Raw genomic sequence first — 12,221 nt, 5'->3', positions numbered from 1 at the left:
AAAACATGTCTTTTATTATCTTAGTAAAAACAAATTACTGTCTCAGTTGCCAGCGACGTTCAGCATCTGAAAATGTTTTGCCTTGTGAAAGTCGCCATTTTTGGCGACCATCTGGTTCATATCCCATACTAATCAAAATGATTCGTGTTCCAATTGTGTCGATTCCCAATAATTTTTTTGCATCGTTTTCTACCCAATATTTTTGCTTCGTTACAATGGAGAATAACGCAGGTACGGCTAGTTTATTTTGAGCAAAGTGGCGAGCGTACCGATGAATCTGTTTTTGATAAAGCTTATTGTTAAAATCTTTTGAAATTAATACGCTAATAGGAGTAGTAATTAATAGTGGGGATAAAAGGTTTAAAAATTGTGTCCACAATTCCATTAGAGAAAAGGCACTGGCTGAGCCAATTCCCAAAGCAGAATTAAAAATAATCGTTTGACCATCCCAGTCCACAAGGCCTTGCTCACGTAAACTGACAAGGACTGAAATCGTCCAAGGCGTGTCAATGGTCGTATAAGCGCCCATGAGTTGGCCCTCTTGATTAAGAGTATATTTCAGTGGTTCAATGAGATCAGTGTAGTTGCCATGCTCAGGTAATAGAATTACAAAAAAAGGAGTCTTTTTAAGGCTTACAGCGTTGTTAGATAATAAGTAATCTTTTATTGGAGGTTCTAGTGCTAGTTCTCGAAAAATCGTATCTATAGGTTGCGCAACATCAACACTTTTTTCTGTTACAACACAGGCCCATTCGCCCTTTTTCAATGTAGAAGGGTATCGATACACGAAACGGAATGCTTTTTGCATGAATTTATACTCCTAGATCACTATTTTTTTCTTATGGATATTAACTTGACCTCGAAAAAAGCGAGAGGCATGTCCCTTATGTGATTTTAACTCATAATTAGATCATCTCGTCCAATAATGTAATTGTAGAACCGAAGGTTCAGTTCCAGAAAAACAAAGCAAATAAAAACTCCTCTCAAAATTGAGGGGAGTTTTTATGTATGATCGTCATCGTCTTTTTTTGTTAAATTTGGCAACGAAAAGGCAACGGCAACGACGAAAAAGCAACGAATATGACGTATATTAATCATGTTCTAACAGCCGATAATCTCAATGGTATCAACGCATACGGAGCCTATTCACCCATTGAAGAATGTTCCAATATTGCACCAGGTGGGGCTCGAACCCAGAACCCTTGGTTTCGAAGACCAATACGCTATCCAGTTGCGCCACTGGTGCGGAAGTTGTGACATCACAACTATCCCATCTTAAAGCTCTGATAAAAATTCGTCAATGGTTTGCTGACGAATCTTTAACGTTGGGCTCCACATCGATTTCGATGGTGTGTTCACCACGACCTTGGATTGGCGTGAAGCGGGGGACTTCTTCGAGGCGTAAATGCCGAATATGCCAATTTCGTTTAGTTGGTTTAGTCCGACGGCGACTGTAGATGACTAAAGTGACCGCTAACACAACAATCAGAAAGCCGCCCATCACCAGGGCGTAGCTGACAGTTGCTAACGTCGTGCTCGTCGTTGGCAAAAACGTTGAGCTAAAGACGATCATAGAGCCAAGCAGACCAATAATGCCGATAAGAAGACAAGTTAAGCGACCTCCTGGAATTTTAAATGAGGCCTGTTTGGTCTTGTTGGTTAGATTAAGGTAAATAAAGGCAGTGAATAATAAAATATACATCACCAAATACAACATCACGGTCAGCGACATGGCCATTGAAAAGGCTGCGTTGTTGCCACCGAACCCAATTGTCAGAATTGCCGCAATAATTGAGACGATAACGCCTTGCAAGATAACCAAACGTACTGGTACTTGGTGGCGGTTCACCTCATGCCAACGTGTTGGCAAAATTTCGTCTTTGGCTGTTACTAATAACGATTTGACCGGCCCCACAATCCAAGAACTGATTTCGCCGAGCATGCCCATGGCCATCAGTAGACCTAATAAATTGACCAATATGGGCAATGTTTGGCCAAAGATTAGTTTAACCATTTTACCCATTGCGACAATGACGCCTTGGTTGAGTGATAGTTCACTAGCTGGCACAACGGCAGCCACGGAAAGGCCGCCAAACGAATCGAGTAAAATAGCAAAGAAAACAAGAATGACCATAATTAAAGGATAATTACGGGTTGGTCGTTGCAGATTATTGATGTAGGAAGCAGATGCCTCAATTCCAGTAAAGGCTAAAATGTAGGGCACGATTACAGTGATCGAGCCAGTTTTGGTGATCGACTGTAGGTCACCAGCTAGATTGAGGTCAAACTGCAACGGGTGACCTTGACCCAAATAAATCGCGCCTAATACGAGCAACACGATGGCTGGCAACACGATGCCTAGGGAAAAGGTCCATTTCACTAAACGGTCAGTCCCTTTAATGCCACGCAATTGGATCGCAGTCATCACCCAGTAGATGATGAAAAAGGCACTAAATTTTAACCAAGGATTTGAATTTAACTGGGTAAAATGCGTTGAATAGGCAATTACACCGATAATGAAATAAATCATCGTGATAAAGTTAACCGTGATTTGTAACCATTGGAAAAAGACGGCAATAAAACCGGCGCGCTGACCAAGACCGCCCTTAACCCAGGTGTAGACGCCGCCATCGCCCCAGCCTGGCATGGTGGCCAATTGCGCGGAAACCAAGGCAACCGGCAAGAACCACAGTAAACCAGCAACACCCAAGAACAAGGTGGCCTTTAAGCCAGACTGGGCAAAGGCGGGGTACTCATCGGCAGACATCAGCATCGCAGCCGTTAAGGTAAAAAAGCCAAATCCAGTTAATGATCGGTTTTGTTTCATCAAAAGAGCCTCCGGTGAGCTTTAATAAGTTAAGATTAGCATGAAATTCTTCTTAACGATAATTACCAGCATAAAATCAGCTGGCAAGTGGGGATATTCATGTTCAAGAACCGGTCGAAATGTTAAACTAGTTTGGTATCGCGAGGTGAAGACGGATACATGGAAATCGAAAAAAATGACCGAATTAACTCACTGTTTGGTTTTTATGAATCACTGTTAACGGCAAAGCAAAAAGCGTATGTCGAACAGTATTATGGTGAAGATTACTCATTAGGCGAAATTGCGGAAAACTTTGCCGTTAGTCGCCAGGCCGTTTATGACAATATTAAACGCACCGAGGTTATCTTAGAAAAGTATGAACGCAAACTGCAGCTCTACGCCGACTTCTTGCGGCGCAATCAAGCTGCGGACGCGGTGGCAAATTATGTGGCGGAACAATACCCAGATGATCGTCAATTGCACCGGTTAATTGCGCAGTTAGAAACAAGTGAAAGTATTTAAACAATTCGGATCATGAACTGGAGGAATGATTATGGCCTTTGAAGGGCTGACAGAACGGTTACAAAATGCAATGAAACACTTGCGGGGCAAGGGAAAAGTCTCCGAGAGTGATTTGCGCGAAACGATGCGAGAAATTCGCCTGGCTTTGCTCGAAGCTGACGTTAACTTTGATGTGGTCAAAACGTTTGTTAAAACGGTGCGTGACCGTGCAATGGGCAGCGATGTGTTAGATGGGCTGAATCCTGCGCAACAAATCGTTAAAATCGTTGACGAAGAATTAACGAAAACGATGGGATCAGATGCCAGCGAACTGAATAAGGCACCAAAGATTCCAACTATTATCATGATGGTTGGTTTACAAGGGGCTGGTAAGACCACCACTGCCGGCAAATTAGCTTATAAATTAAAGAATGAACAACAAGCTCGGCCCCTATTCATTGCCGCTGACGTCTATCGGCCAGCTGCGATCGATCAGTTACAACAGGTGGCTGACCAAATTGATGTGCCTGTTTTTGAATTAGGGACAGATGTCGATCCGGTCGAGATCGTGCGCCAAGGGCTTGACCAAGCGGTCGCAAATAAGAACGATTACGTCATCATTGATACCGCTGGTCGGCTCCAAATTGATGAACAGTTGATGGATGAGTTAGCTAATATCAAAGCGTTAGCACATCCCAATGAAATCTTGTTAGTTGTTGATGCCATGACCGGGCAGAATGCAGTTAATACGGCAACTGGTTTTAATGATAAATTAGATATCACCGGCGTTGTCTTGACTAAGTTAGATGGGGATACTCGTGGTGGGGCTGCCTTGTCCATCCGCGCGGTCACTGGTAAGCCAATTAAATTTGTCGGTGAAGGAGAGAAGATGTCTGCTTTAGACACCTTCCATCCCGACCGAATGGCGTCGCGAATTTTAGGAATGGGCGACATGTTAACGCTGATCGAAAAGGCGCAACAGGTTTCCGATGAGAAGCAGGCAGCTGATCTTGAACAAAAGATGCGAGAAAATTCCTTTGATTTCAATGATTTTCTTGATCAGATGGATCAGATGAATAAAATGGGCGGTATGGAGAGCATCATGAAGATGATTCCCGGCTTAGCGAATAACCCAGCACTCGCCAACGCACAGATTGATCCAAAAGATTTAGCCCATATGCGCGCAACTGTTTATTCAATGACGCCACAAGAACGAGAGAACCCCGATGTGTTGAATCCTAGTCGGCGTCGGCGAATTGCAGCCGGTTCCGGACGGCCAATTCAAGAAGTCAATCGACTCATTAAACAGTTTGATCAGATGAAAAAGATGATGAAGCAAATGTCCAATGGTAACATGGGCGCTTTAGATCAACTGGTACCTGGTGGTTTAGGCGGTATGATGGGCAGTGGCTCCGGAATCTCTGGTCGCTTAGGTAAGATGGCAGTTAGTCGAATGGTTCGTCAGACGCGTAAGAATAAGAAAAAACGAATTAAAAAAAATAAACGTAGTCGCTAATGCCGCGTTCATTCATAAAGCTGATCATGACTTGGTATCTACCAAATGATGGTCAGTTTTTTTGGTTTCCGTGTTGCGAGATCGTGGTGGGGCTGCAGCCCATGGCGCAGCCTGGTGGACATTTTATTGGCAATCGTCATACAATTTTGCTTTTTGTGTAACAGAACCGAAGAGTCGTTTAAAAAGCAAGAACTTATGAACAGATTACGGCCAAACAATTGTGATTCATTAATGTAAGCGCTATGCTAGTATTGTGAAATATTTCCAAAAGATGGAGGGATGTTACATGGCGATCGTAGTTTCTGCACTTAAAGAAGCCGCTGGCGAAAATCGGGTTGCGCTAACCCCAGATGTAGTTAGTCGCTTGGTTAAGGGCAACTATGAAGTGTTAATTGAACAAGGTGCTGGTATTAATGCATTTTATCCTGATCAGGCGTATCAAGATGCCGGTGCAACACTGGTTAGTCGCGATGATGCGATTAAACGAGCAAATTTAATCGCGGTTATTAACCAACCAGATGCGACGACCAGCGGGCAGTTGACTGCTGGACAAACGTTGATTGGGTTACTAGCACCATTAACTGATCCGGATGGTATTGCGGCCTTAGCAAAGCAAAAGGTGACCGCATTAGCTTTTGAATTGTTACCACGAACGGTTTCACGGGCCCAAACCATGGACGTTTTGAGTTCTCAGTCCAGTGTGGCAGGCTACAAAGCCGCTTTATTGGCAGCAGATAAATTCTCCCGCTACTTCCCGATGATGATTACGGCGGCCGGAACAGCTAAACCGGCTAAAGTGCTCGTTTTGGGTACCGGTGTGGCTGGGTTGCAAGCTATTGGGACTGCTAAACGATTAGGTGCCGTCGTTTCCGGATATGATGTGCGTCCTGCCTCACGTGGTGAAGTTGAATCATTGGGGGCCACCTTCCTGACGACTTCAGTTTCTGGTGCCGGCGAAGGTGGTTATGCGCGTCAATTAACACCGGAAGAGACGCAACAGCAACAGGATGAATTGGCCGGATTCATTGCGGAAAACAATGTCATTATTACGACGGCGCAGGTTCCGGGACGAAAGCCACCATTGTTGGTGACGCAAAAATCTGTTGATGAAGCTAAACCAGGCACCATTTTCATTGACTTAGCAGCCAGTGATTTGGGTGGTAATGTGGCTAGTTCTAAGCCGGATGAGACAGTGACGACACCAGCTGGTGCACAAATTATTGGTGCCGGTGACATGGCCAGTCAATTGCCAGCCGCGGCGTCAGATATGTTTTCAAAAAATGTTCAAGCCGTAATTAACTATGTGACGAAAGACGATGCCTTAAGCTTTGACGTTGATGACGATGTTTTAGGTGAATTATTGGCAACCTACAATGGCGATATTATTAGTAACCGTCTAAGAGGAGTCATGAATTTACCTGAACGGTCGTCAAGTCAGCCAGAGCAAACAGCAGCAGAAACAGAGACGAAAGGAGCCGAACAGTCATGAGCCAAGAGTTATACGCGAATTTAGCCATTTTTGTGTTGAGTTTACTAGTTGGATTTGAAGTCATGAGTAAAATTCCATCCACGTTACAAACCCCGATGATGTCTGGTGCGAACGCGATTCATGGTGTCGTTGTCGTCGGTGCCTTTGTCATTGCGGCCGAAGCAAATAATTGGCTATTTTATTGTTTGGCCTTTTTTGGCGCCTTCTTTGCGGCCGTCAATGTGGCCGGTGGGTATACCGTTACCGATCGGATGTTAGGAATGTTTAATCGTCCTAAAAATTCACAACCAAAGGAGGATGATCACAAATGAACGCATTAGTGACAACGTCTTCACTGGTTTACTTAGTTTCAGCTGTTTGTTACGTCATCGGGGTTCACCTGATGCGATCGCCAAAGACCGCCCGTCGAGGGAATGGGCTGTCTGCGATTGGGATGTTTTTAGCCGTAATTATGATTATTATCACGATTATTGCTGAAGGCAAGATTACAGGGACTGGTTGGGTCGTGCTGATTGCTGGACTAGCCCTTGGAATTTGGTACGGTGTGGCGCGAGCTCGCAAAGTCCCAATGACCGATGTGCCTCAACTAGTTAGTCTATTTAATGCTGTTGGTGGGGGTGCCGCTGCCGTCATTGGGATCTTTGACTACATTGTGAAAGATGCCGGTTCCAGCCTCAATTTAGCCTTTTCCTTGCCCGTCTTTTTGGATGTGGTGATTGGGGGAATTACCTTCTCTGGTTCGTTAATTGCCACTGGCAAACTATCAGGTCACGTTTCTGGTAAGCCAATTACCTTTCCTGGGGCGCGGTTGGTCAACGCCTTAATTGTGATTGCGATTTTAATTGCGGCCTGGTTAATGATGGGCGAACCGACCAATGTTTGGTTCGTTGTCCTTGGTTTAGTGGCCAGCTTGATTTTTGGGCTGCTCATGACCATGCCAATCGGTGGGGCGGATATGCCAGTGGTTGTTTCGCTGTTAAACGCGTTTACTGGTTTGGCCGTTGCCTTTGCCGGGTTTGTTATTGACAATCAAGTGCTCATTATTGCTGGGGCATTAGTGGGTGCGGCCGGCACAATTTTAACGTTACAAATGGCTGATGCGATGAATCGTTCAGTTGCCAATATCTTGGCCGGTGGTTTCGGTACCGGTGACAGCGGTAGTAACAGCGCGGCTGCGGATGTACCGGTAAATGTTAAAGAAACCAGTGCCGATGATATTGGTTTACAATTGGCTTATGCTCAAAATGTCATGATCGTACCGGGTTATGGCTTAGCTGCCGCACAGGCTCAACATGAAGTTGCTGAACTAGCCAAGCTATTGACAGATAACGGGATTAACGTGAACTATGCGATTCACCCAGTGGCTGGGCGGATGCCAGGTCACATGAACGTGTTATTAGCTGATGTCAACGTGCCCTATGACCAGATGAAGCAGATGGAAGAAGCAAATTCGATGTTTGAAAATACGGATGTTTCTTTAGTCATTGGTGCTAATGATGTCACCAATCCATTGGCTAGAGAGTCAGGCAATGCCATTTCTGGGATGCCAATTTTAGATGTTGATAAATCGAAGTCTGTGGTCGTGATTAAACGGTCCATGAGTACCGGCTATGCTGGTGTGCAAAATCCATTGTTCTCATTAGACAACACGCAAATGTTCTTCTCAGATGCGAAGAAAGGGTTGCAAGACATTATTGCCTCAACCAAGGAGTACATTAACCAGTGATGAAAAAGGTTTGTGTGCCACGCAGATTTTAACAAGTATTTGATTTTTTGCTTGATCACCGGGTTAATCATCATTTCAATGCGGCACGAAAAAAGTCATCCAAATTGGATGGCTTTTTTTAAATCTCAAAATTGACAAGGTGGCTAAAGTTAACTAGAACTATTGATACTGATCGATTTTGGTTAGTGCTTTGTTAGGGATTTGCGAGCGTTTAACAACATTATAAGATTTAACGCCCTTTTTCTTTGAGTAAATGACCTTCAGGTAAGCCCCTTTCTTTAAGGGCGTGTTGTCTGACTTGACACTATGAAATTGAAGGCGTTGAGACGCACCCTGATTGTCGAAACCGGTTTGGTCATATTTATAAAACACGGATTGTGCGCCCTGACTAGCCGAGCCAGATTGACTGATGGGGGCGTTAACTTTGATATAATACGCGTGACCACCATAAGTGATCTGATTGTCAATCCCAACGCCAACAGCGACTAAGACGACTAATGTGATGAGGATCCATTTGAATCGTTTCATGTGCAGCCTTCCTTCCAAAAATTGGTAGTGTAAGCGTAACAACACAAAAGGGTCCGATGGCTAAAGAAAAGGTTAAGATCTCAACACTGATCACTTGAGACTGTCGATTAAGTTAATCAATTGGGCTGTTTGTGCGTCATTTAAGGGTTGATGTTGTAATAAAGTATCGATTTGCATGCCTGTTTCAACAATATCTTGTTCTTTCGGATTGGAACTGATGAAAAAGGCGGTCATGACGAAGCGTTGTAATTGTTTTTGGGCCATTTCATCGTGATGCAGGGCACCTTGAGCTAAGGTTGCAATGGTCTTGCGGAATTTCGCCTGCCGACGCTTAGACGCGCGAAAATTGTTTATGTAAGGTAAAAATAGGGCAACGCAGACCGCTAACAGTTCAGCGACGGCCGCGACCCATTCTGATAGTGGACCGATTTCCATTGAACCTCTCCTTAATGAAGAATGATGTAGTCAGCTGAAGCTACTTTCTTAATACGTTGATCATAGCATAAAGTAGTTCAATCGGAGAACGGATCAGGCAATGGTCGGGAAAATTTCGGCTTGGGCTAAATTTTGCTATGATGAAGTGGTATAAGGATTTCAGGAGGTTTTTGCGATGTCTTTACAGCTTGATTGGTGTCTTCGCTTACTATTAGCGGCTGCTTGCGGTGGCCTGATCGGTTATGAACGGTCCAGCCGTTTGAAAAATGCTGGCATTCGCACGCACATCATTGTCGCTGTTGGGGCCGCTTTAATTATGATCGTCTCCAAGTATGGCTTTGCTGACGTGCTGACCCGATCTGATGTTGTGTTGGATCCGTCACGGATTGCGGCTCAAATCGTCAGTGGCATCAGCTTTATCGGGGCTGGGACCATTTTGGTCAAACAGGATAATGTCAACGGGTTAACCACCGCTGCAGGCGTGTGGGCCACCGCTGCGGTGGGGATGGCAGCAGGGGCCGGTTTATATTTTATCGCCTTAGCCGCGATGTTAGTGGTCGTGGCAGTGCAATTCTTGTTTCGAGAACGACGGCTATTAAAATATTTTTTGAAACGATTACACATCCACTTTAAACTAACTCTGAGTCAAACGCCGAACGGCTTGGCGCAATTAAAACGCCAGTTGCAACTGGCGGGGCTGACACAAATCCAATTAGACATTAGGACGATTACCCAAACAACTGTCACGGTTGAAATAGACGCGGTGACGCAACAACCAGACCAATTGAATCAATTATTTGAACAATTAATCAATGAGTATGGCGTTCAAAGTGTCGAACGTTCTTAAGCTGCTTTAAGTTGAAATAATGCCACCTTTGAAATCGCTTCCAAAAATCGGTACACTAAAGACGGTTAAACGACCGATCGAAAGGGAGCTTATAAATCAATGGCAATTACAGTGGATAGACAACATAATTATCATTTACAAACCCAATCGACTAGCTATTTGATGGGACTACTTGAGAATGGGGAGTTGGGTCATTTTTATTACGGTGCGCGGTTGGCTGAACCGGTTAACTTTGCAGATCTGCGTCAACGTGATGTGCAATCATTAGAACCAGTCTTATCGACTGAGCACGCCGATTTTTCCAGTGATCGAATCATGCAAGAATATCCTAGCTTTGGCCATGGCGATTTTCATTATCCGGCCTATCAAATTCAGTATGAAAATGGTGCACGGATCTCGGAATGGCAATTTATCGGTGATGAAATTACTAACGGCAAGGCAGAATTAAATGGATTACCTTCAGCCAGTGCGCCAGTCGACGATCGCCACGTCCAAACGTTAAAAGTTCATTTTCAGGAAGCGCAAAGTGGCCTCCAGCTAACTTTAAATTACACTGTCTTCGAACAGACGGATGTCATCGTTCGCAGCGCAACTTTCGAAAATCGGGGCCAACAAGCATTAAAGGTGCCTCGGGCCTTGAGCTTAGCTTTGGATCTGCCAACGGCTCCGTATGACTTGTTACAACTTTCCGGAGCTTGGGCTAGAGAACGGCAGGTGGTTCGTCAACCACTCCGTTCAGGTGTCCAGTCGGTTAGTAGTACACGGACCGCAAGCAGCGCACAACAGAATCCCTTTATTGCGATTTTAGATCCCCAAGCGACGGAACAGAATGGTGCTGTTTACGGGGTTAATCTGATCTACAGCGGCAATTTCTTAGCGCAAGCGGAAGTTGATCAAGATGAACGAGCTCGTGTCACGATCGGCATTAATCCTTTTGAATTTGAGTGGACACTGGCACCTGGGCAAAGTTTTCAGACACCTGAGGCTATGCTAACGTATACAAACAATGGGTTGACTGAGATGAGTCACCATTTTCATCAATTCTTGCGGCAGTATCTCATTTCGAAACGATGGGTTGCTGAGGATCGGCCAATCTTAATCAACAATTGGGAGGCAACTTATTTTGACTTTAATGAGTCAAAACTGGTTCAATTCGCACAAAAAGCTAAACAATTAGGGATCGAATTATTTGTACTGGATGATGGTTGGTTCGGAAAACGCGACGATGATACGTCCTCCCTTGGTGACTGGCAAGTTAATTTGCAGAAATTACCACATGGTTTATCTGGCTTAGCACATAAAGTCCATGACTTAGGCCTGAAGTTTGGCCTCTGGTTCGAACCAGAAATGATTTCGATTGAAAGCAAACTTTACCAGCATCATCCGGAATGGGCAATTCACGTGCCAGACAGAAGGATGAGTCCATCGCGGCATCAATTTATTTTAGATTTTTCGCGGCCGGAGGTGGTTGAAGCTATTTTCAAACAGATGTCAGCAGCAATCAAGGCCACGCATTTGGATTACATTAAATGGGATATGAATCGGTATATGACGGAAGCATACAGTCCGGCTTTGCCAGCTGAGCGTCAATTAGAGTTTGGTCATCGATACATCCTTGGTGTTTATCAGCTGTATGATCGGCTCATCAAAGCGTTTCCAAATGTTTTATTCGAATCCTGCGCATCTGGTGGTGGGCGCTTTGACACGGGGCTGTTGCGTTACGCGCCGCAAGCGTGGACCAGTGATGACACCGATGCAATGGCGCGTTTGCGAATTCAGTGGGGCACATCGCTTGTTTATCCGCTCAATGCAATGGGGGCGCACGTATCGGCTGTACCCAATGCCCAACTTAACCGCGTCACATCTTTAGCAACCCGTGGCGCGGTGGCAGATTTTGGTGATTTAGGTTATGAACTTGATATCACGTCTCTGTCGGCGGTTGAACAGGCCGAGATCGTCCAACAAATTAAATTCTATCGTCAATATCGCGACCTCTTCCAACGCGGAACCTTTTATCGTCTGCAGAGTCCGTTTGCAGGAAATGTCACTACTTGGGAGGTTGTTAATGACGATCAGCAGACGGCGATCGTCGGGCGCTACCAAGTGCTTGCAATCCCCAATCCGGCGAGTGCCCGCGTTTGTTTTGCCGGGTTAAACGCGACACAGTTATATCGTGTCAATGATGGGCCAACAATGACCGGCAGTCAGTTAATGAATGCGGGACTGTGGATTGGCCAACAGACTGACGCAAGTGGTGCATTGACCCACGGAGATTTTGCCAGTCAACTTTTTGTTGCAAAGGCGATTCGATAACTACGTAAAATTTTTGTTGAATAAGTTGTTGATTATCCTTGCCCAAATTAAAAAATAGCG

Annotated in this window: 11 protein-coding genes and 1 tRNA gene; 7 read left to right on the top strand and 5 right to left on the bottom strand. The window is 44.9% G+C overall.

Translation table 11 applies throughout. From position 1 onward, the window contains the following. Positions 1–34: 34 nt before the first annotated feature. From AC27FN_RS01930 to AC27FN_RS01920, 3 genes are all read right to left on the bottom strand, one after another. The gene (locus tag AC27FN_RS01930) at positions 35–808 is read right to left on the bottom strand and encodes a hypothetical protein (RefSeq protein ID WP_487166340.1); all 774 of its coding nucleotides are present in this window, start codon (positions 806–808) and stop codon (positions 35–37) included. Between the two features lie 364 nt (positions 809–1,172). Further along, positions 1,173–1,246 (bottom strand) — tRNA-Arg (locus AC27FN_RS01925). Positions 1,247–1,297: 51 nt separating this feature from the next. After that, the gene (locus AC27FN_RS01920) at positions 1,298–2,827 is read right to left on the bottom strand and encodes an amino acid permease (protein ID WP_487166339.1); all 1,530 of its coding nucleotides are present in this window, start codon (positions 2,825–2,827) and stop codon (positions 1,298–1,300) included. A gap of 159 nt (positions 2,828–2,986) precedes the next feature. On the opposite strand from AC27FN_RS01920, the gene AC27FN_RS01915 reads away from it, so the two are divergent. The 5 genes from AC27FN_RS01915 to AC27FN_RS01895 all read left to right on the top strand — a co-directional run bounded on the left by AC27FN_RS01915 (position 2,987) and on the right by AC27FN_RS01895 (position 8,038). Beyond that, positions 2,987–3,328, top strand: coding sequence for a putative DNA-binding protein (locus AC27FN_RS01915; RefSeq protein WP_487166338.1), 342 nt, complete (start codon positions 2,987–2,989; stop codon positions 3,326–3,328). 31 nt (positions 3,329–3,359) lie between these two features. Further along, entirely contained in the window at positions 3,360–4,823 is a 1,464-nt protein-coding gene (gene ffh / locus AC27FN_RS01910; RefSeq protein ID WP_487166337.1) for a signal recognition particle protein, read from the top strand. Between the two features lie 286 nt (positions 4,824–5,109). Then, on the top strand, positions 5,110–6,312 hold the full coding sequence (locus tag AC27FN_RS01905; protein ID WP_487166336.1) for an NAD(P) transhydrogenase subunit alpha: 1,203 nt from the start codon (positions 5,110–5,112) through the stop codon (positions 6,310–6,312). Then, entirely contained in the window at positions 6,309–6,623 is a 315-nt protein-coding gene (locus AC27FN_RS01900) for an NAD(P) transhydrogenase subunit alpha part 2 (RefSeq protein WP_407882247.1), read from the top strand. Before AC27FN_RS01905 ends, AC27FN_RS01900 begins: the two co-directional genes overlap by 4 nt. Beyond that, positions 6,620–8,038, top strand: coding sequence for an NAD(P)(+) transhydrogenase (Re/Si-specific) subunit beta (locus AC27FN_RS01895; RefSeq protein WP_487166335.1), 1,419 nt, complete (start codon positions 6,620–6,622; stop codon positions 8,036–8,038). The genes AC27FN_RS01900 and AC27FN_RS01895 overlap by 4 nt, the downstream gene beginning before the upstream one ends. A 159-nt stretch (positions 8,039–8,197) precedes the next feature. Here the strand turns inward: AC27FN_RS01895 and AC27FN_RS01890 are convergent, their stop codons facing one another. Together AC27FN_RS01890 and AC27FN_RS01885 are read right to left on the bottom strand one after the other, a co-directional pair. Beyond that, positions 8,198–8,566: a YxeA family protein gene (locus AC27FN_RS01890; RefSeq protein WP_487166334.1), complete on the bottom strand. Its 369-nt coding sequence runs from the start codon at positions 8,564–8,566 to the stop codon at positions 8,198–8,200. Positions 8,567–8,656: 90 nt separating this feature from the next. Next, entirely contained in the window at positions 8,657–9,001 is a 345-nt protein-coding gene (locus AC27FN_RS01885; RefSeq protein WP_487166333.1) for a hypothetical protein, read from the bottom strand. 175 nt (positions 9,002–9,176) lie between these two features. Here AC27FN_RS01885 and AC27FN_RS01880 point away from each other — a divergent pair, with 175 nt between their 5' ends. Continuing rightward, a complete protein-coding gene (locus AC27FN_RS01880; protein WP_487166332.1) occupies positions 9,177–9,848 on the top strand; it encodes an MgtC/SapB family protein in 672 nt (223 codons plus the stop codon). 99 nt (positions 9,849–9,947) lie between these two features. Further along, entirely contained in the window at positions 9,948–12,161 is a 2,214-nt protein-coding gene (locus AC27FN_RS01875; RefSeq protein ID WP_487166331.1) for an alpha-galactosidase, read from the top strand. Positions 12,162–12,221: the final 60 nt, after the last annotated feature.

It is taken from the genome of Furfurilactobacillus sp. W61-4, from assembly GCF_057545565.1.
Note: the sequence above shows the minus strand (reverse complement) of the source record. Positions and strands in the feature narration are given on the sequence as shown.

Bases quoted from the DNA above. Each gene is read 5' to 3' on its own strand.
- AC27FN_RS01920 (WP_487166339.1), bottom strand. From the start codon at position 2,827: ATGAAACAAAACCGATCATTAACTGGATTTGGCTTTTTTACCTTAACG.
- AC27FN_RS01890 (WP_487166334.1), bottom strand. From the start codon at position 8,566: ATGAAACGATTCAAATGGATCCTCATCACATTAGTCGTCTTAGTCGCT.
- AC27FN_RS01875 (WP_487166331.1), top strand. From the start codon at position 9,948: ATGGCAATTACAGTGGATAGACAACATAATTATCATTTACAAACCCAA.
- AC27FN_RS01880 (WP_487166332.1), top strand. From the start codon at position 9,177: ATGTCTTTACAGCTTGATTGGTGTCTTCGCTTACTATTAGCGGCTGCT.
- AC27FN_RS01900 (WP_407882247.1), top strand. From the start codon at position 6,309: ATGAGCCAAGAGTTATACGCGAATTTAGCCATTTTTGTGTTGAGTTTA.
- AC27FN_RS01915 (WP_487166338.1), top strand. From the start codon at position 2,987: ATGGAAATCGAAAAAAATGACCGAATTAACTCACTGTTTGGTTTTTAT.
- AC27FN_RS01895 (WP_487166335.1), top strand. From the start codon at position 6,620: ATGAACGCATTAGTGACAACGTCTTCACTGGTTTACTTAGTTTCAGCT.
- AC27FN_RS01930 (WP_487166340.1), bottom strand. From the start codon at position 808: ATGCAAAAAGCATTCCGTTTCGTGTATCGATACCCTTCTACATTGAAA.
- AC27FN_RS01885 (WP_487166333.1), bottom strand. From the start codon at position 9,001: ATGGAAATCGGTCCACTATCAGAATGGGTCGCGGCCGTCGCTGAACTG.
- ffh (WP_487166337.1), top strand. From the start codon at position 3,360: ATGGCCTTTGAAGGGCTGACAGAACGGTTACAAAATGCAATGAAACAC.
- AC27FN_RS01905 (WP_487166336.1), top strand. From the start codon at position 5,110: ATGGCGATCGTAGTTTCTGCACTTAAAGAAGCCGCTGGCGAAAATCGG.